Below are 20,731 nucleotides of genomic sequence, written 5' to 3'. Positions count from 1 at the left end.
ATCTACCCGACAGCTTTTGTGCAGCATTTTTCAATTAACACAGACGGGGAACGCAGTGATGAAAGAGAAACTGAAACCCACCCTGGGCACCCTGCGACTTTGGGGCATTGCCGTGGGGCTGGTGATATCGGGTGAGTATTTCGGCTGGAGCTACGGCTGGGGCGCAGCGGGCACGCTGGGCTTTCTGGTCACGACGTTTTTTGTTGCCGTCATGTATACCTGTTTTATCTTCAGCTTTACCGAACTGACAACGGCTATTCCTCAGGCGGGCGGCCCGTTCGCCTATAGCCGCCGGGCGTTCGGCGACACCGGCGGGCTGATTGCCGGAATCGCCACGCTGATTGAGTTTGTGTTTGCGCCTCCCGCTATCGCGATGGCCATTGGCGCCTATCTCAACGTGCAGTTTCCTGAAATTAATCCCAAGCTTATCGCCGTGTGCGCCTATCTGGTGTTTATGGGGCTGAATATCATCGGCGTGAGCATCGCCGCGACCTTTGAACTGCTGGTTACGCTGCTTGCCGTGATTGAATTACTGGTGTTTATGGGCGTTGTGGCGCCCGGCTTTAGCCTGGCGAATTTCGTCGCGAACGGCTGGGCGGGCCAGGGAACCTTCTCGCTGGCTTCCGTTTCCGGTATGTTCGCTGCGATCCCCTTTGCCATCTGGTTCTTTCTGGCGATTGAAGGCGTCGCGATGGCGGCAGAAGAGGCAAAAGATCCCCGCCGCACCATTCCCCGCGCCTATATCAGCGGTATTTTAACGCTGGTGGTGCTGGCGATTGGCGTGATGGTGTTTGCCGGTGGAGCAGGCGACTGGCGTACGTTATCGGGCATTAACGATCCGCTGCCTCAGGCGATGAAAATGCTGGTCGGGAATGACTCGCGCTGGATGCACATGCTGGTGTGGATTGGCTTATTCGGCCTGATCGCCAGTTTTCATGGCATCATCATGGGCTATTCCCGCCAGTTCTTTGCGCTGGCCCGTGAAGGGTATCTGCCGCCCGCCCTGGCGAAGCTTTCACGCTTTAACACACCGCACCGCGCCATTCTGGCCGGTGGCGTAGTGGGCATTCTGGCCATTTTCTCTGACGGGATCAGCTTTCAGGGCATGAGCCTGACCGCCGCCATGATCACGATGTCGGTGTTTGGCGCCATTGTGATGTACATCATGAGCATGCTGAGCCTGTTTAAGCTGCGTCGTACCGCTCCCACGCTGGAGCGCAGTTACCGTGCGCCGGGTTATCCGGTGATCCCTGCCATTGCCCTGTGCGGATCGCTGATCTGCCTGGCGGCGATGCTGTGGTTTAACCCGGAGATTGGCGCGCTGTTTATGGCCTTTATGGTCGTGGGTTACCTCTATTTCCTGACGACCCAGTCCCGGCGCGGCACGATCGCGCAAACCTCTGTCGCGGCGGAGATCGACTAACGCAGACAGACGCTGCCGCGCACTGATGTACGGCAGCGACAGTATTGAATCCGAGGAGTGATGATGACGGTACGTTCAACCATTATGGATACCAACAGCTTTCGTGCAGAAAATGCGGAAGCGCTGGCCCCGGCGATTCGCCAGTTAACCGACAAACGCAGCAAGGTGCTGGGCGAGTCATATCGGCTGTTTTACCGTAACCCCGTGCATCTGGTGCGCGGGCAGGGGCAGTATCTCTGGGACAAGGCGGGCAAACAGTACCTGGATATGTATAACAACGTCGCCAGCATCGGCCACTGTCATCCGGCGGTCGTGGAAGCCGTGCACCAGCAGATGATGCGGCTGAATACGCACACCCGTTATCTGCATGAGTCTATTCTGGACTACAGCGAACGCATTTTGGCAACGATGCCGGCGGCCATCGATCGGGCCATGTACATGTGCACAGGGTCCGAGGCAAACGATCTGGCGATTCGTATGGCGCACGCGTGGAGCGGCGGCACGGGCATTATCGTTTCGAAAGAGGCCTACCACGGCACCAGCGCGCTGACGTCCGGCGTATCACCGGCACTGGGCAGCGGCCAGCCGCTGTCATCGCATACCCGGCTGGTGGCATCGCCAGATTTTTACCGCATTCAGCCCGCCGATCAGGGGGCCTGGTTTGCCCACGAAATTCAGAAACAGATCGATGATATGGCCGCGCACGGCATTAAGTTTGCGGGCTTTCTGGCGGACTCCATTTTCTCTTCGGACGGCGTATTGCCCGGCCAGCCGGGCTTTTTAAAGCAGGCTATCGACGTCGTCCATCAAAACGGCGGAATTTTTATTGCCGATGAAGTTCAGCCCGGCTTTGCCCGTACAGGGGAATCATTCTGGGGATTTGCGCGCCACGGTGTGGTGCCCGACGTGGTGACCACGGGTAAACCGATGGGCAACGGTATTCCCGTATCCGGTCTGATGGCGAAAGCCCCGGTTATGGCGGCCTTCAGTGACTCGCTCCCGTATTTTAATACCTTTGGTGGCAATCCGGTGTCGATGGCGGCGGCGCACGCGGTGATGGATGTGATCGAGCAGGAATCGCTTCAGGCGCACAGCCTGAAAACCGGGCAAGCTTTGTTAGCGGCCCTGCAGTCCCTTCAGGATACCTATGCCTGCGTAGGCGACGTGCGCGGCGCTGGCCTGTTTATTGGCTTTGAGCTGGTCACGGACAGAGAGACGAAGCAGCCTGACAAACGGCTGGCGCTCGATTTGGTCGAGGCGCTGCGCGAAGAGTGTGTGCTGACGTCTGTCGCCGGACCTTACGGCAACGTGCTGAAGATTCGGCCGCCGCTGTGCTTCCAGACGCATGATATCGACTGGGTAGTCAGCGCGATGGATCGCTGCCTGAAAAAACTGCAGGGATAGGCCGCTGCCGGGCACAGGACAGGGCGGTAACGGGATGATTTTGCTGAATGCTGCACGCGTCGCATAACGCCCGTCATCACTGCACGGATAAAGCCCGACGTCAGCCGGGCTGGCGATATCCGTAAAACCTGATGCCAGGGATTGGCACGGCAGAATTACAAGGGGAGTTCGTGGCTGTCGCCGGAAATTGTCCAGCTGTCAGGATCCAGTAACCGCCCCTGCCCGAAAACACAGCCGTTTGGCTGGAAAAACACCTCGCCATATTGCGGATCGTTGACGTAAAAGGTGCCGTCTTCGCGCCGCTCAACGGTGAGCTGTGCAAATCGCGCCTCAAAATCCGCCAGGTTATCCAGCCGCGGATCGTCATTCAGGCGAATCAGCCAGCAGGTTTCCTGCCCCGGCAAGCGGACTTCACAGTGCTGTGTCGGGCCATGAGCGATCCGCTGGAACGCGCGGTTGCCGGAGATCTGTACCATACCTTTACCACTGCGCAGCAGAATGCGTTTATCGTAGCAACGCACGTCATCAAAATAGCGCTGCGGCAGCCAGGCGTGAGAAAAATCAGGCTGCCCTTCATGAACACGAAACAGAACGATCGCCAGGCCGCGATACTGCTGCACGCGCGGTAGCGTGCCACATCCTCCCCAGTAGGAAGGCCGCCCGAAGCCACTGTGCAGGCGTTCACCTGGATGGTTGATCCAGATCTGCGCCTCCGGCGTCTCGCCGATCCTCAGATGAATCGGGGTTTCCTGATAGCCCCATTCGCCCCAGCGGTATCCGGCAAGGGAACCCATTGCCACGTCGCGGGTTTTATAGTGGTAAAGGCGCGCAATGCGGTTAAGCCCCTGAGCGAAATACCATTCCAGCGCGCTGTCACCTCGCCATACCGCCACCTTTGCCAGTTCAGGTGAGTGCGTCAGTTTGCCCTGCTTTAACAGTAGTGCCAGCTGCGGTAAGGCATGAAAGCGACAGCCAACGTTGCCTTTGCCCCACAACAGGCGCGAAATTGCGGACAGCTCCAGCGAGCGACCTGCGCGCAGCGTGTGCTCGTATGAACGACCTTGCGATGCGGTGAGCATGCCCTGGTGGGAAGAGCGTGCTATCTGTTCCAGCAGGCGAAGGATAGCGCGCTGGCTACGGGCAACGATATCGGCATCCGGTGCCAGGGCGGCGAGGGCGGTTAATCCCTTGAGATCGATAGGGAAGTAAGGCGCGGAATTCCATTCGGCCATCTCGCATTGTTCAAAGTGATCCAGCCATGCCAGCACGCGCTGACGGCCTGCTTCTGCCTGCTCATAGCCCAGGCGGCCGGATCGCACAAAGGTTTTATCCGGAAAGGTGCTTCCCGCCAGGTAGGCGGCGGTATGAAACAGCAGCGCGTGGTTTTCAGAAAAGTACCACTGCACGTCATTTCCCGGCTCATCCATCCAGTAACGAAAGGCTAAAATCGCCCGATCCATTTTCTCGCGAACGGGAGCGGCAATGCGATCCGCCCACTGGATCCGGCACCACAGCAGCGGTACAAGCGTAAAGTCGGCGCAGTCATGGCAATCTTCAACCGGTGTTAAAACGCCTTCCAGCATGTTCTGGGTTTCGGTGTCATCCCTCCCGCAGGCTAGCCGGGCCAGCGCTTTTACGCTGCTGTATTCGCCGTGCAGGGCAACATGCATCAGCGCTTCGTCTGCACGCGCGTCTGCCGTTTTCGGCACCTGCGCCTGTTGCTCTGCATGGCAGATCTCCACGCCCAGGGTGCGCCTGATATGAAAGTTGTTTTTTTCCATGCTGATAACGAAATGACGAAAATCAGCCGGCAACGCGTCGCTTTCGGCAATCTCAGCCACCGTTTCGCCTTGATGTAAAACCGCGTTGAGCAGTACGGGCTGGTCTAGCGAAATAAAGTCGCCCTGCACGCGGATATTCAGGTTCAGCGTTTCCGGGGCTGGGATTGGGAAGCACAGGCGAACGGTGCCGCCTGTGTAGGTCGGCTGTTCAAACGCCATGCCTTCGAGCAGGGCTTCCATTTGCCGCACCCGATCTGCCTCAATCGGTGTTGCCAGTGCCACCTGCAGCGGCGCACCTTCAACATAGTCCAGTTGAAAAAAGAAGCGCACATCGCGTTCGGCCAGGTCATCGAACCAGACCGCGATAGCGTTCACTCCGGCATCCAGCATGAGCGCGAACTCAACGGTGCTTTCCAGATTACGCTGATAGTCTGCCTGCCATGCCACATCACCGCCGTTCAGCGTAATACAGGCGGCACCGCAGGTGGTCAGCCGAAAACGGTACAGGCCACCTTGTTCCGCAACAAGGTAGGTTTCTGCCTGAGCGCCGATGCGCGTGGCCCGGAACCAGAAACCTGATAAATCGACCCGATCGGAACCAAAAGGGAACCACCAGTTTTTCAGGGTAGTATCGCCGAAAGGAGTGGGCTTTTTTCCGGCATAGTGTTGCTGAAACTGCGTACGACAGGGATAGGTATGGGGAATAAAGTTTTTATGTTGGCTCAGAAAGAAAAACGGATCCATTTCACCGGACATCGGCGCATTGGGCACATCATAGCGCTGTGAAGAAATCGCGGATAACTGCCAGTAGCGAACGGCTTCATTCTGGTTAAGGGGGAAGTAACAATAATGGTTCTGGTCCATGATGATATTCTCCTGGTGTCGACGTCCTGTTATTTTTTTAAATGTCTTAACCCTTCGGTCAGGCATAAAATAGCCAGCGCCTGGCCATAACCGGTTGGCTGTAGCGGAATGTCTTTATAGAACTGCAGGGTTCTTCCCATGCGTGTGCCATAAGAGACGTTGTGGACTGTGCCGCTGCTGTCAATATTTCGCCGTACCGCGCCCAGGGCTTGTAAACCTGCCTGCAACCAACGTTCATCGCCATAGCCAAGACGAACGCCTTTTAATAAGCCATAGCCAAATCCGGCGGTAGCCGATATTTCTTCATAGCTGTCTGGATGGTCGAGCAGCGTGTGCCATGCACCGCTCTCAGATTGCAGCGTGATTAATGAATTAATTTGCGTTTTCAGGCATTCGAGTAAATAGTCACGGACCCCGCCGCGAAGCTGGGTCAGTTCCAGAAACTCAATAATGCCGACGGTTATCCAGGCATTTCCCCGCGCCCAGCGGGCCTGAGCAAAATGGCTCTTCTCGGCAAAGCTCCAGCCGTGAAACCATAAACCGGTCTGCGGATCGTTAAGATAACGGGCATGCAGTAAAAACTGGCGTACGGCCTCATCGACCAGCGCCTGTCGTCCGGAGGCCACACCGTAATGGCCGAGAAACAGCACCACCATAAACAGTGTGTCATCCCATATCTCCATGGGGTTAATGCCGTCGGACACCACGTGCTGGAAGCCTTGTTCCGGGGTACGCGGCAGCTCTGTCATCACCCTGTCGGCCCAGCTATCCAGCACCGCTTGATAATGTGGTGCCCGGTTATGTGCCCACAACAGAGATAACGGCAGCATGGGGGCGGTGGTATTAATATTTAACGGGGGCAGGCCTTTTTGAATATTTTGCTGAAACCAGTTTTCAATGATTTGGTAAATATCGTCGCGACGGGTCAACTCCCATAATCTCACCAGACCAAACAGGCCAACGCCCTGCGGCCATTCCCAGTGAGCAAATGAGATGTAATCCCCCGCTGTGCCATCCATATTGGGTTCGTTAAATTTCCCTTCGTCTTTTAGCTGTGTAAATCCATTCAGTAACCGATCAAGTTGGCGGGCTGTTGATAATAATTCCATTATATTTCCCTCAATGCTGTATAAATCCTTACTCGTTTTTTATATTTCTGTGATTATTCACTGTAACCTTGACGTCCTTATTCGCCTCGACAGGCGGGAATAACGGTTATCCATAAGTTTCTCTGGGAAATGAAATCCCATGACGTCATCATTATCGGCTGGCCTTAAGAAGCCAGTTTTACATTAACCAGATATGTTGACTTACTCATACGGTTGGCGTTCAGGGTCACTATTCTGGCCTCAATCATTATTCTTTCTCATAAGAGAGTAAAACCGGCTTTAATGATGCGATTGCCTGCCTGATTAATCGGGCTGCCTGGCATCATTATTCACGCATAACGACAGGCTCGCCCGGGCAGACGTAAAGGCTTAATGCTCAGCCTTAACGCGCGAGCCAGCCACCATCGACGGCAATCGTATAGCCATTCATATAGTCAGAAGCCCGTGAGGCAAGAAATACCACCGGCCCCATCAGGTCCTCTGGTTTTCCCCAGCGACCGGCGGGAATGCGATCGAGGATTTCGGCACTTCGCTGTGCATCAGCGCGCAGTTGCTGCGTGTTATCGGTTACCATATAGCCCGGGGCAATTGCGTTGACATTAATACGGTGCTTCGCCCACTCGTTGGCCAGCAAGCGGGTTATGCCCATTACGCCACTTTTAGACGCGGTGTAAGAAGGCACGCGGATCCCGCCCTGAAAAGAGAGCATTGAGGCGATGTTGATGATCTTGCCCCCATTCCCTTGGGCAATAAAATGTCGGGCGGCGGCCTGCGACATAAAGAACAGGCTCTTGATATTCAGATCCATCACATCATCCCAGTCCTGTTCGCTGAAGTTGATGGCATCCTCACGGCGAATCATGCCCGCGTTATTCACCAGAATATCAATGCGGTCAAAGCAGGCGATGGCGCTGTCCAGTAGAGAGGGGATAACGTCAATGTTACGCAAATCAGCTTTCAGGCTAAGGAAGCGACGTCCCAGCGCGGTCACCTGTTTAATCGTTTCGTCGGGTTCAACCTGATTAATACCAACAATATTGCAACCGGCTTCAGCCAGTCCCAATGCCATAGCCTGACCCAGGCCGGTATTGCAGCCCGAAACCACCGCGATTTTGTCCTGAAGAGAAAACGCATTCAGTATCATGTGGACTCCTTATTCACGCGCTACCTGCTTCTGACAGGCGGCGCATTGGTGAGGATTAGCGCAGATCCTTGACCGATACGTGGTCCATATCATCAAACACCTGGTTTTCACCGACTGTTCCCCAGATAAAGGTATAGGCTTTCGTACCGACACCTGAATGGATCGACCAGGCCGGTGAAATGACGGCCTGCTCGTTGTGAACCAGAAGATGACGCGTTTCCTGGGGCTCACCCATCATATGAAAAACGCAGGCATCATCATCCATATCGAAATAGAGATAGACTTCCATACGGCGTTCATGGGTATGACACGGCATGGTATTCCAGAGGTTGCCGGGTTCAAGCTGCGTTAACCCCATACTGAGCTGGCAGGTTTCCAGGACGTCAGGAACCAGATACTTGTTGATCGTGCGGCGATTGCTCGTGAGGTTATCGCCGAGCGTGACGGCAGCGGCATCGCCAGCCGTCACTTTGCGGATGGGCAATGTTTTATGCGCCGGTGCGCAGTTGTAATAAAACTTCGCGGGACGATGGGGGGCCAGGCTGCTGAACAGGACTTCTCGGGCACCTTTGCCGATATACAGCGCTTCACGATGACCGATCTCATAGTCTTCGCCATCAATGGTGACCTGACCGGGCCCGCCGATATTAATCATGCCGAGTTCGCGACGCTCCAGAAAATAGCTGACGCCAAGTTGCTTACCCACATCGTTACCTATCGCGACAGCCTGGCCGACCGGCATCACGCCGCCAACAATGATACGGTCGATATGGCTGTACACCATGGTGAACTCATCGGGCACAAAGATCTTCTCAATCAAGAATTCATCGCGTAATCCTTGTGTATCCAGCGCGTTGGCGTGGGCGCTATGAATGCTTTGTCTGACTTCCACGTTAACCTCCCGTTAGTGGTGCAAGTAAATTTATTCAGTAATGAATTAAAGCAGCATGAATTCATTTTTGTGCATCCTATTCGGCAAAAAATCTCTTTTCAATTAAAATTGAAACAATGTTTTATTTTTAAATTGAATTGGTGAGATGGCTCTGGTTTTTTTGGGTGAATTAATGATTTTTGTAAGTGTAATAGCTAACTTTGCAGCATTATTCTTATTTTTTAAAAGTAGTGTATTAGGACGGTTTTATTTAATTGTTAATTTAAATAAGTACTATCCGAAGGGGAAGAGAAAGTTCATTAAAGGGAGGGGTATATGATGTTAAATTTTCTATTTATAAAGTTAATTTTTGAAAGAAAGTCCTTTTTCCTGTCAGGGCCCCATGCAAGGGGCCATATATTTAAATTAGGTAAATTTTCACTATCGGAAAGCAGTTGTTTTTCTTTGCAAGTCCAACTGTTTTCTCCAGGCTCGATTGTGAAGAATAAAAGCGCAGGACTTATAAAACATCTCGCTATTAAGACACTTAAGAGCGATCAAACTTAACCCGATGCTTAATAATGCGCCAGTAAAAGAAAGAGAGTAATTATTGTTGCCGCTTATTGATGAAATCATAGTGATAAGTAGAAAAAATAAAGCGGTAATCAATGCCAGAATTAATATGAAAATATAAGCCCTTAGCGCCAAATATATTCCGCGCGAAACCATCATCATTGTCGTAAACAATACGAGTACATAGATAAAGGCTGCGGCAATAATACCGATAAAAACGGCGTGTTGTTCCCATCCCATCAGGTCATAGATAAATAACCAGAATGAAAATTGAGGCAGGGAAAAACTGATCACAGTAAGCACCATACTAATGATTAATGGTGCGCCAAAGGTATGTAATCCAATTGGCATGCCCATTTTTTCTTTCATATCATCTTTAATGTGCTCTAGTTCATCAACACCACTAACCTCTATTTTTTTATTTGTTTTTTCGCTTAATTTGATTATTTTATTAATGTATTTCATTTTTATAACTTATGTAGAGGAAAGTGACTGAATAACGCCGATAACATACTTTCCCGATTGAACAATGTTTTGTGGATTTCTTAATGTGCCTGTCAACGCACTACCAGCAAACGCCGATGAATTAACCAGCGCTGACGTTAATTCGCGCTGCAGAGATTTTTGTATAGCCTCAGCAGGGTAACGTTTAGGGTAAACACCTGCTTTCATCGCTGCCTTAATACCCCCGTTTGAAATACCGGGATTTTGAGCGCGTATTATTTCTTCTGTAATTCTTTTTCTCTCAGCGCGACTTAACGTTTTAAGCCATTCGAAGGCCTTTGCAGAAGAGGATGCTTTCATTACCTTGTATGTTTCAATTGCGCTCTTCAGACCGGCTCCCGCTCCTGCAAGCGATATCACATCCAGCGCAGTCGTTGTTGCAACGTACCAGGATTGTGAATCAAGCCACGCGACATAATCTTCGTTGCCTTCATAGATAGCATACAACCGTGCAGTGCCGATAGCGCATTGCATACCTGTAGCCAATCCGCCTGCGATAATCATACCCGCGACAACACCCGATGCGCCTGCTGTCAATGGCACGGCTGCAGCAGAACCAAATGCAAGGAATCCCGTCACCACTAAAGCACCACATGAAAACATCGTCGATGTAATCTCGCTAGCCAATGACGGTTTGCTAAGCGTTTCCGTCAGCGCCTTTGCAGCAACCTGAGGATTTGTGGCATTAACCTTGGTAATGATTACATGGCTCACACTACTCTTGCTGGCTTGAGCGTGACGACGTGAAGGGCGAACCAGCCATTGTGCAAGACCATCAGAGTAAATAATGCCGACCTGACTGAAGTCCCGCGTGCAATCTAAACGATTTGCCAGAGCATTGAAATCAATGTCATCTGCGGACACCATCCCCATCCGTTGGCCAAGGCCGTAATCCGGAAGGTTATTTGAATACGATTCTGGTAAGGCCATTCGCTCACTCCTTGATCATGAAAGCCGGGTTGTCAACCCTAAAGGATAAAGCGTAGCGGAAGCTGATAAATTAAGAATAGTCTCAATAACCGATTAGTCCCGCAAATGCATTTACAGAAAAATCGAGTCAGCAATCTGCTTCTGTCTGGATAAGATGTACAAAAAATATTAATGGGGTTTATATTTTAAGTAACAGGTGCAGTCGTTCGTCGCGCAGGCAATGACTGAGTGGGCCGTGATGAAACAACGGGGGTTATTGCCGTCTTAGTACGCTTCAGTTGCCAGCGTTTTGGGCGTGAGTCTCTGGTGCCATTTCCGCTATGGCAGGTTTGATGGTGTTAAGAAAATGGCTGCACCAGATGAGCCCGCCAAAATCGGGACCGGGCTTTCACAAAAAATTAATAAAAACCCGGTCATCAGGTGAGCATACGTTTAACAATCCTGCCTGATAATCCCTCACCTGAAATAATTCAGTCGCTCCCGTGATGAAAAGAAGAGAGGGTTCATGAACTTCCGATTCACCATGCTGGCGGCCAACAGACGGTTATTGCCTAACGTCTGGGATGCCGTGGCTTTTCCCTTGATCATTTGTCTGATTGCTATGGTCGCGGTCGGCTTTCATCAAACGTTGATGCCGATAGACAGTTTAAAAACCCAGGCTATCTCGCTCGATCCCACTAATCTGCCGGAATATGCCATGCGCACCACGCTGCGCATGCTGGTGGCAATGCTGGCTTCCCTGGTGTTCAGCCTGATTTACGGCACGCTGGCCGCCAAAAGCCGCCGTGCTGAAAAGGTGCTGGTGCCAATTCTGGATATCCTGCAGTCTGTGCCGGTGCTGGGATACATCTCCTTTACCGTCACCTTCTTTATTGCGCTTTTTCCGGGGCAGGTGCTGGGCGTAGAACTGGCGGCCATCTTTGCCCTGTTCACCAGCCAGGCGTGGAACATGACCTTTAGCTTCTATCAGTCGTTGCGCACCGTGCCAGCCGATTTGGTGGAAGTCTCGCGCGGATTTCATCTGACCGGATGGCAACGTTTCTGGAAGCTGGATGCGCCTTTTGCTGTGCCGGGGCTGGTATGGAACATGATGATGTCGATGTCAGGCGGCTGGTTCTTTATTGTCGCCTCTGAAGCGATCACGGTCGGCAATAACACCTTTACCTTGCCCGGTGTCGGAGGCTATCTGGCGCAGGCTATTCTGCATAAAGATATCCACGCGGTAGGCTGGGTGTTACTCACCATGGTGATTGTGATTCTGGCTTACGACCAGTTGCTGTTCAGACCGCTGGTCGCCTGGGCAGATAAGTTCCGCATGGAAAACACCCGCTCAGGCAATGCGCCAACCTCCTGGGTGCGTGATTTGATGCGTCGAACCCGTCTGATTCATCAGATCTTCACGCCATTACGGCTGCTGCTGTCCGCGCTGGCGCGTATCTCATGGCGCTGGCCGACAGCGGCAACCGTGCGTTTCGAGAACAATACTCGCCGCGCTTCAAGGCTGGGTGACATTGTCTGGGGCGCGTTCGTCATTTTACTGACCCTGTATGTGGTGTACAGGGTCATTACTTACGTTCAGATCGGCGTGACGCTGGATGAGGTGAAACACGTTTTCACGCTGGGGCTGATTACCTTATTGCGCGTGACGGTGCTGATTCTGATTTCGTCGCTGATATGGGTGCCGTTAGGCGTAATGATTGGCCTGCGGCCTGCTCTGGCGGGCAAGATTCAGCCCGTGGCTCAGTTTCTGGCAGCCTTCCCGGCAAACCTGATGTTCCCGGTTTTCGTGATTATGATTGTGCATTTTCATCTTAATCCCGATATCTGGCTGTCACCGCTCATTGTGCTTGGCACCCAGTGGTACATTCTGTTTAACGTTGTGGCAGGGACTACTGCGTTTCCGAATGACTACAAAGAGGCTGCAGCGAACTTTCATATCCGCGGCTGGCAATGGTGGCGCCAGGTGATGTTGCCCGGCATTTTTCCTTATTACATTACGGGCGCGATTACCGCTTCCGGAGGCGCGTGGAACGCCAGCATCGTGTCTGAATTTGTGCAGTGGGGGAATACGCAGGTCACGGCGCACGGTTTAGGTGCCTACATCGCACAAACCACCGCCGCCGGGGATTTCCCCAAAATCATTCTCGGTATCGCGGTGATGTCGCTGTTTGTCACCCTGTTCAACCGTCTGTTGTGGCGACCGCTGTACGTGTACGCCGAATCAAAATTCCGTGCCAATTAAGGGACACCTGATGTTAAATAATCCACCCACACTGAACCCAGACGTGTCGAACAGGAAACCAGAAGGGCGCAAAGCGGTCCTGACGGTGAAAGACATTAAGCACGGTTATGATAAAACGCATGGTGAAGTACTGATTCTGGATGACGTTAATCTCACCCTGCAGGAAGGGGAAATTGTCGGTCTGCTGGGCCGCTCAGGCTCAGGGAAATCCACGTTGTTACGCATCATTTCTGGCCTGATCACGCCAGGTTCGGGCGCGGTTGAGTATCTGGGCAAGCCGCTTAACGGGCCGGCCAAAGGCGTGGCGATGGTGTTCCAGACCTTTGCGCTGTTTCCCTGGCTGACGGTACTGCAAAACGTGGAAGCTGGCCTGGAGGCGCTGGGCGTGGAAAAAGCGGAGCGCAGAAAACGCGCCCTGGCAGCCATCGACCTGATCGGCCTGGACGGTTTTGAAAACGCCTACCCACGCGAGCTGTCAGGCGGAATGCGTCAGCGTGTCGGTTTTGCTCGCGCGCTGGTGGTTGATCCCACTCTCTTATTAATGGATGAGCCTTTCTCTGCACTGGACGTATTAACCGCCGAAACGCTGCGTACGGATTTACTCGATTTGTGGAACGAAGGGCAGATGCCGATGAAGTCGGTGCTGATTGTCACTCACAATATCGAAGAGGCCGTGTTTATGTGCGACCGCATTCTGGTGCTGTCGTCGAATCCTGGACGCGTGGTGGCTGAAATCAAAGTGCCCTTTGGCCATCCCCGCAATCGCCTTGATCCCGCATTCCGTCGTCTGGTTGATGATGTGTACACGCAGATGACCGCCAGGCCAACCAGCGATAATGTGAAAAAGAGCCTCAGGCTGGGCACGCACCTGCCGCAGGTATCAACTAACCTGATGGCCGGCCTGATTGAAACCCTGGCGGCCGCGCCCTATCACGGTCGTGCAGACATGCCGGATGTTGCGCGTTCGCTGCATCTGGAGGTCGATGAGCTGTTCCCGATAGCCGAAGTGCTACAGTCACTGGGTTTTGCCGACGTCAGGGAAGGGGATATTTTCCTGACGCCACCTGCCCGGGTTTTTGCCGAATCGGATACCCAGCAGCGCAAAGTCATGTTTGCCGATCATCTGCTGCGCTATGTGCCGCTGGCCGCCTTGATTAAAACCGTGCTGGATGAACGTCCCGGTCATCGTGCGCCACGCATGCGTTTCGAGCAGGAGCTGGAAGACTCACTGGCTGACAGCGCCGCCAAAGAGACGCTGGACAGCGTGATCAACTGGGGCCGCTATGCAGAGATCTTCTCTTATAACGATCAGACCGAATATTTTAGTCTGGAAGACGTTGAGTTTTAATTCTGCTCGCTCAGCAAAACGTTGCGTTATCCCTTACACCATCCCGTTACTCTGCACGGGATGGTGCCTGAAAGATTCTCAAGGCAATAATCCTTTCTGAAAGATAAATAAACGCGGTTTACACTGTTCTTATTCCGCAGAGGTAAATGGTTTATTGTGGTATTTGATGACTATAATTCATTGCCTGCACATTGAAAGCCAGTTGTTTAACTGGCTTGTTCGTGTTTTTTTCTCTTATTATTTTGGGGTGAATTGATTATTGGTGAATATTTAATTCTGTTTTATTTATTAATTTTATGGTTTCTGAAAATTAAGTGGCGGTAATTTATTATTTATTAATATTTCGTGATCTCATTAATGTTTGTGAGTTGGGCGATGGTTAAACAATTAGGATTAGGTTCTTTTAGAACCAGAGGAGTAAGACTGTTTTCATGCCCTAATGAAATGAAGGTTTAGACATGAAAGAAGACAAGGTTTTAATATTACGTACCTGTGCTAATAATATGGCCGATCACGGCGGAATCATCTGGCCGTTAAGCGGTATCGTAGAGTGTAAATACTGGAAGCCGGTTAAAGGCTTTGAGAACGGACTAACGGGGCTAATCTGGGGAAAAGGATCGGATTCACCGCTGAGCCTGCACGCTGATGCCAGGTGGGTTGTCGCTGAAGTGGCTGCCGATGAGTGTATCGCTATTGAAACGCATGGCTGGATTAAATTTCCCCGTGCTGAGGTTCTTCACGTTGGAACGAAAACCAGTGCGATGCAATTTATCCTGCACCATCGGGCTGATTACGTTGCCTGTACGGAAATGCAGGCCGGGCCTGGAGCGCCTGATGTCGCTTCAGAGAGAAAGGCAGGCGATCGATCGCTGCCTGTAACAGATGATATTGATGCGACCATCGAATCAGGCAGTACGCAGCCGACACAAACGATTGAAATCGCAACCTATGGCAGTACGCTCAGCGGCACGCATCAGAGTCAGCTGATTGCCGGATATGGCAGTACTGAGACGGCGGGTGATAGCAGCACATTAATTGCTGGTTATGGTAGCACTGGTACAGCGGGATCAGACAGCACATTAGTTGCGGGCTACGGCAGTACCCAAACCGCAGGCGAAGAGAGCAGCCAGATGGCGGGTTACGGCAGCACGCAGACCGGCATGAAAGGCAGCGATCTCACCGCCGGTTACGGCAGTACCGGCACGGCGGGTGACGACAGCTCCCTGATCGCCGGTTACGGCAGTACCCAGACGGCGGGCGAAGACAGCTCGCTGACAGCCGGTTACGGCAGCACGCAGACCGCGCAGAAGGGCAGCGATCTTACCGCGGGTTATGGCAGTACCGGCACGGCGGGTGCCGACAGTTCATTAATCGCGGGCTACGGCAGCACCCAGACGGCCGGGGAAGAAAGCACCCAGACAGCCGGTTATGGCAGCACCCAGACCGCGCAGAAGGGCAGCGACCTTACGGCCGGTTACGGCAGTACCGGTACGGCGGGTGACGACAGCTCCCTGATCGCCGGTTACGGCAGTACCCAGACGGCGGGAGAAGACAGCTCGCTGACAGCCGGTTACGGCAGTACCCAGACCGCGCAGAAGGGCAGCGATCTTACCGCGGGTTATGGCAGTACCGGCACGGCGGGTGCCGACAGTTCATTAATCGCGGGCTACGGCAGCACCCAGACGGCCGGGGAAGAAAGCACCCAGACAGCCGGTTATGGCAGCACCCAGACCGCGCAGAAGGGCAGCGACCTTACGGCCGGTTACGGCAGTACCGGTACGGCGGGTGACGACAGCTCCCTGATCGCCGGTTACGGCAGTACACAGACGGCGGGCGAAGACAGCTCGCTGACAGCCGGTTACGGCAGTACCCAGACCGCGCAGAAGGGCAGCGATCTTACGGCCGGTTATGGCAGTACCGGCACGGCGGGTGCCGACAGTTCATTAATTGCGGGCTACGGCAGCACCCAGACGGCCGGGGAAGAGAGCACCCAGACAGCCGGTTATGGTAGCACCCAGACCGCGCAGAAGGGCAGCGACCTTACGGCCGGTTACGGCAGTACCGGTACGGCGGGTGACGACAGCTCCCTGATCGCCGGTTACGGCAGTACCCAGACGGCGGGCGAAGACAGCTCGCTGACAGCCGGTTACGGCAGTACCCAGACCGCGCAGAAGGGCAGCGATCTTACTGCAGGTTATGGCAGTACCTCTACGGCAGGCTATGAAAGTTCATTGATCGCGGGCTATGGCAGTACCCAGACAGCGGGTTACGGTAGCACGCTGACAGCGGGTTACGGCAGTACACAGACCGCGCAGAACGAAAGCGATCTCATCACCGGCTATGGCAGTACGTCTACAGCCGGGGCAAATAGTTCACTGATCGCAGGCTATGGCACCACGCAGACAGCCAGCTACAACAGTGTGCTAACGGCAGGCTACGGCAGTACCCAGACGGCTAGAGAAGGCAGTGACCTCACTGCCGGGTACGGCAGCACCGGCACGGCAGGCTCGGACAGCTCAATCATTGCAGGTTACGGCAGCACCCAGACCGCCAGTTATCACAGTAGCCTGACGGCGGGCTACGGCAGTACGCAGACGGCGCGCGAACAGAGTGTGCTGACGACCGGTTACGGCAGCACCTCAACCGCCGGCGCCGACAGTTCCCTGATCGCGGGCTATGGCAGCACGCAGACCGCCGGTTACAACAGTATTCTGACGGCCGGTTACGGCAGCACCCAGACGGCGCAGGAGGGCAGCGATCTCACCGCAGGTTATGGCAGCACCTCAACCGCCGGTGCCGACAGCTCTCTGATTGCAGGCTACGGCAGCACGCAGACAGCGGGTTATAACAGTATTCTGACGGCCGGTTACGGCAGCACCCAGACGGCGCAGGAGCGCAGCGATCTGACCACGGGCTACGGCAGTACCTCGACGGCAGGCCCCGACAGTTCCCTGATCGCAGGCTACGGCAGCACCCAGACCGCCAGTTTTAAAAGTACGTTGATGGCTGGTTACGGGAGTTCGCAGACTGCCAGAGAACAGAGTTCGTTGACTGCCGGATACGGCAGTACCTCAATGGCCGGTTATGACAGCTCATTGATTGCCGGTTACGGCAGTACCCAGACGGCGGGTTATCAAAGTACGCTGACAGCCGGTTACGGCAGCACGCAAACGGCCGAGCACAGTAGTACGCTAACGGCAGGTTACGGCAGTACCGCAACGGCGGGTGCCGACAGCTCCCTGATCGCAGGCTACGGCAGTTCGCTGACCAGCGGTATTCGCAGCTTCCTGACGGCGGGTTATGGTAGTACGTTGATCAGCGGACTTCGCAGCGTACTCACCGCCGGTTACGGAAGCAGCCTGATTTCGGGCAGACGCAGTAGTCTGACGGCGGGATATGGCAGTAATCAGATCGCCAGCCACCGAAGCTCGTTGATTGCTGGCCCGGAAAGCACCCAAATCACCTGCAACCGCAGCATGCTGATTGCGGGAAAGGGCAGCTCGCAAACGGCGGGTTATCGCAGCACATTGATCTCCGGGGCAGACAGCGTGCAAATGGCCGGAGAGCGCGGCAAGCTAATTGCCGGAGCGGACAGCACCCAAACCGCCGGGGATCGCAGCAAGCTTCTGGCAGGCAACAACAGCTACCTCACCGCTGGCGATCGCAGCAAACTCACGGCAGGCAATGACTGCATCCTCATGGCGGGAGACCGAAGCAAGCTGACGGCGGGCATCAACAGCATTCTCACCGCCGGATGCCGTAGCAAGCTGATAGGAAGCAATGGTTCAACCCTCACCGCCGGGGAAAACTCAGTTCTGATTTTTCGCTGCTGGGATGGAAAGCGCTACACTAACGTGGTCGCTAAAACCGGAAAGGGAGGAATAGAAGCGGATATGCCTTACCAGATGGATGAGGACAATAATATCGTGAATAAACCCGAAGAATAATCGCCATAACAGAGGGAATGTTCGCGAGGGGACGGGAGGTTTAAACAGCGCGCAGACCAGGCTTAAAAAAGCAGAGAAGCGTGTTCTTGTTGGCTATTTATCTGTCCCTGAACACAGTAAAGCCGACCTGAACGGCCTGTTGTGGTCCAGGCCGGCCAGGCCAACAATGCCAGGGAAAAGCAAAAAGGCCCATTGCTGAGCCTCTGCAAAAAGACCTGATGACTCAGGGACGCCAGACTGTGCCATCCGGAGTCCTGGCCATCGTCCAGGTCGGATTGCCGCCCTCGCAGGGGAATTTCGCCGCCAGCGCTTCGTTGATATCAATCCCTAACCCCGGCTTGTCATTGACGTAAGCATAGCCCTGATCCACTTCAGGACAGCCCGGGAAGACTTCACGTAGCGCATCATTCATTGGCGTGTATTCCTGAATGCCGAAATTAGGCGAGCTCAGATCCAGATGCATGTTTGCGCAAACCCCAATCGGGGAGATATCCCCAGGGCTGTGCCAGGCGGTGCGAACACCGTTTAATTCACTGTAGATGGCGATTTTTTTCGCCGGTGTGATACCGCCAATCGAGCTGATATGACAGCGGATATAATCAATCAGCTTATTGTCGATCAACGGCTTCCACTCATTCACGTTAACGAACAGCTCGCCCATTGCGATCGGCGTGGAAGACTGCTGGCGCAACATTTTCAGCCACTCCGTATTCTCGGGAGCAACCGGATCTTCAAGGAAGAAAAGCTGATAAGGCTCCAGCGCTTTAGCCATATGAATGGCATTAATCGGCGTAATACGTTCATGGGCATCATGGAGTAGCTCAATGCTGAAACCCAGTTTATTACGCAGATGATCAAACAGACGCGGAATGCTTTTCGCATAGGCTTCCGGATCAAAATAGATCCCCGGGGCTTTGGTGCGAGGCGAGCGCTTGGGTTGAATATTTTTCGCTTTCACCATGCGATTGGCAATCAGTCGCAGGTCATCAGTACCGGCACCGCCGTACATGCCCATCTGGCAGCGAATATACTGGTAGCCTTCTTCCATTTTGGCGCGAGCGCTGTCTTCCACTTCAACTTCATCGGCGCCATCGGTGTGCACATAGAGCGCAATACCGTCGCGACATTTCCCACCCAGCAGTTCATAAACCGGCAGGCCAGCCTGTTTACCTTTGATATCCCATAGCGCCATATCAATGCCGGAAAGGGCATTATTCATTACCGGACCATTGCGCCAGTAGCCACTCACTGCGGCGGACTGCCATATATCTTCTATTCTGGCGGGATCTTTGCCAATCAGAAACGGGGCAAGGTACTCATCAATGGCACTTTGTACGGCGTAAATGCGCTGGGTAAAGGTGGCGCAACCCAAACCGTACAGTCCGGGCTCATTAGTTTCAATTTTAACCACCACCAGATCGATGCCGCCCGGCGCAGTCAAAATTGTTTTTACATTGGTGATGAACAGATTGCTCACACTAGCTCCTTATTATTCAGAACATTAACCGCACCGTACTCATCTCTGCTACGCAGGGTTTAATGGTATGTTGTCATACAACATTGCCTTTCTATCATAAATTTATCCGGCTTGAATTCTGCACTGCTATTTTTGTGACGGCGATCTAATGAAACGTCTCAGGCTAAATGCATTGTTTTTATGTCTATTAAATACAATGATTTGATGTATTTTTCTGTTAAGCATTTGTGATATGTGCCTCATAAATACGCTTTGTGTATTGATTTAATCTGTCGGCAAATTCACCTTAATAAGATAGTTGTCATACATATTTAAAGGTGGATTATGACTGCAATGTTCGATCTGACTGGTAAAACGGCTTTGATAACGGGGTCCTCCCGCGGCCTGGGGTTTGCCTACGCCGAAGCATTAGCCGCTGCCGGGGCAGACGTTATTTTGAACGGCACGCGTGAAGCGGTGCTGAACGAGGCCGTTGAACAGCTTAAAAATAAAGGCTATCGCGTCTCCGGCCGGGTGTTTGATGTGACCTGTGAAAGCGCGATAGAGCAGGTGTTCGCCAGTCTGGATGAGCAGGGCATCGCAGTCGATATCGTAATAAATAATGCCGGGATCCAGTACCGCAAACCCATGCTGGAGCTGGAGCTGGAAAACTGGCAAAAGGTGATTGATACCAACCTCACTAGCGCCTTTCTGGTTTCGCGCGCGGCAGCCAAACGCATGATTGCCCGCGATCGGGGCGGCAAAATCATCAATGTCGGTTCGTTGACCAGCCAGGCGGCCAGGCCAACCGTTGCACCTTATACCGCTGCCAAGGGCGGCATTAAGATGCTGACCTGCTCAATGGCGGCCGAATGGGCGCAGTTTAATATCCAGACCAATGCGATTGGGCCGGGATATATCCTGACAGACATGAACAGTGCGCTGGTAGACGATGCCCGGTTCGACAGCTGGGTGAAAAGCAGTAACCCTTCGCAGCGCTGGGGACGGCCAGAAGAAGTGGCCGGTACGGCCGTTTTTCTTTCATCGCCTGCCTCAGATTATATCAATGGTCAGATTATCTACGTGGATGGCGGCTGGCTGGCCGTGCTGTAAGCGTTATTGACCCGGAAGAGGA

At 53.4% G+C, this 20,731-nt stretch carries 13 protein-coding genes; 6 read left to right on the top strand and 7 right to left on the bottom strand.

Annotated elements, in window-relative coordinates; genetic code table 11:
- The first annotated feature begins 58 nt into the window (after positions 1 to 58).
- Positions 59 to 1,423, top strand: coding sequence for an ethanolamine permease (gene eat, locus ACPXSQ_RS15560; RefSeq protein ID WP_014595250.1), 1,365 nt, complete (start codon positions 59 to 61; stop codon positions 1,421 to 1,423).
- Positions 1,424 to 1,486: 63 nt separating this feature from the next.
- On the top strand, positions 1,487 to 2,827 hold the full coding sequence (locus tag ACPXSQ_RS15555; protein ID WP_015701027.1) for an aspartate aminotransferase family protein: 1,341 nt from the start codon (positions 1,487 to 1,489) through the stop codon (positions 2,825 to 2,827).
- Between the two features lie 155 nt (positions 2,828 to 2,982).
- On the opposite strand, the gene ACPXSQ_RS15550 is transcribed toward ACPXSQ_RS15555, so the two are convergent.
- The 6 genes from ACPXSQ_RS15550 to ACPXSQ_RS15525 form a co-directional block, all read right to left on the bottom strand.
- Positions 2,983 to 5,472: a hypothetical protein gene (locus ACPXSQ_RS15550; protein WP_133344756.1), complete on the bottom strand. Its 2,490-nt coding sequence runs from the start codon at positions 5,470 to 5,472 to the stop codon at positions 2,983 to 2,985.
- A gap of 29 nt (positions 5,473 to 5,501) precedes the next feature.
- On the bottom strand, positions 5,502 to 6,581 hold the full coding sequence (locus ACPXSQ_RS15545; protein WP_133344758.1) for a glycoside hydrolase family 88/105 protein: 1,080 nt from the start codon (positions 6,579 to 6,581) through the stop codon (positions 5,502 to 5,504).
- A gap of 382 nt (positions 6,582 to 6,963) precedes the next feature.
- Positions 6,964 to 7,725: a 2-dehydro-3-deoxy-D-gluconate 5-dehydrogenase KduD gene (gene kduD, locus ACPXSQ_RS15540; protein ID WP_133344760.1), complete on the bottom strand. Its 762-nt coding sequence runs from the start codon at positions 7,723 to 7,725 to the stop codon at positions 6,964 to 6,966.
- Between the two features lie 55 nt (positions 7,726 to 7,780).
- Positions 7,781 to 8,617, bottom strand: a complete 837-nt coding sequence (kduI, locus tag ACPXSQ_RS15535) for a 5-dehydro-4-deoxy-D-glucuronate isomerase (RefSeq protein ID WP_019105053.1) — start codon at positions 8,615 to 8,617, stop codon at positions 7,781 to 7,783.
- Between the two features lie 420 nt (positions 8,618 to 9,037).
- The gene (locus tag ACPXSQ_RS15530) at positions 9,038 to 9,634 is read right to left on the bottom strand and encodes a hypothetical protein (protein WP_426144134.1); all 597 of its coding nucleotides are present in this window, start codon (positions 9,632 to 9,634) and stop codon (positions 9,038 to 9,040) included.
- 9 nt (positions 9,635 to 9,643) lie between these two features.
- Positions 9,644 to 10,603, bottom strand: coding sequence for a hypothetical protein (locus tag ACPXSQ_RS15525; RefSeq protein WP_014595257.1), 960 nt, complete (start codon positions 10,601 to 10,603; stop codon positions 9,644 to 9,646).
- 505 nt (positions 10,604 to 11,108) lie between these two features.
- Here ACPXSQ_RS15525 and ACPXSQ_RS15520 point away from each other — a divergent pair.
- The 3 genes from ACPXSQ_RS15520 (at position 11,109) to ACPXSQ_RS15510 (ending at position 18,140) form a co-directional block, all read left to right on the top strand.
- The gene (locus ACPXSQ_RS15520; RefSeq protein WP_022622292.1) at positions 11,109 to 12,845 is read left to right on the top strand and encodes an ABC transporter permease; all 1,737 of its coding nucleotides are present in this window, start codon (positions 11,109 to 11,111) and stop codon (positions 12,843 to 12,845) included.
- 10 nt (positions 12,846 to 12,855) lie between these two features.
- The gene (locus ACPXSQ_RS15515) at positions 12,856 to 14,193 is read left to right on the top strand and encodes an AAA-associated domain-containing protein (RefSeq protein WP_014595259.1); all 1,338 of its coding nucleotides are present in this window, start codon (positions 12,856 to 12,858) and stop codon (positions 14,191 to 14,193) included.
- Between the two features lie 458 nt (positions 14,194 to 14,651).
- Positions 14,652 to 18,140: a beta strand repeat-containing protein gene (locus ACPXSQ_RS15510; protein ID WP_426144133.1), complete on the top strand. Its 3,489-nt coding sequence runs from the start codon at positions 14,652 to 14,654 to the stop codon at positions 18,138 to 18,140.
- Positions 18,141 to 18,363: 223 nt separating this feature from the next.
- Here the strand turns inward: ACPXSQ_RS15510 and ACPXSQ_RS15505 are convergent, their stop codons facing one another.
- Complete coding sequence (locus ACPXSQ_RS15505) at positions 18,364 to 19,617, bottom strand: enolase C-terminal domain-like protein (protein WP_015701020.1); 1,254 nt, start codon at positions 19,615 to 19,617, stop codon at positions 18,364 to 18,366.
- A gap of 324 nt (positions 19,618 to 19,941) precedes the next feature.
- Between ACPXSQ_RS15505 and ACPXSQ_RS15500 the strand changes: the two genes are divergently transcribed.
- Positions 19,942 to 20,709, top strand: a complete 768-nt coding sequence (locus ACPXSQ_RS15500; RefSeq protein WP_022622289.1) for an SDR family oxidoreductase — start codon at positions 19,942 to 19,944, stop codon at positions 20,707 to 20,709.
- Positions 20,710 to 20,731: the final 22 nt, after the last annotated feature.

The sequence above is a fragment of the Pantoea sp. EEL5 genome (genome assembly GCF_049892805.1).
Taxonomy (GTDB): Bacteria; Pseudomonadota; Gammaproteobacteria; order Enterobacterales; family Enterobacteriaceae; genus Pantoea; species Pantoea ananatis.
This window is presented reverse-complemented; position numbering and strand designations above follow the sequence as displayed.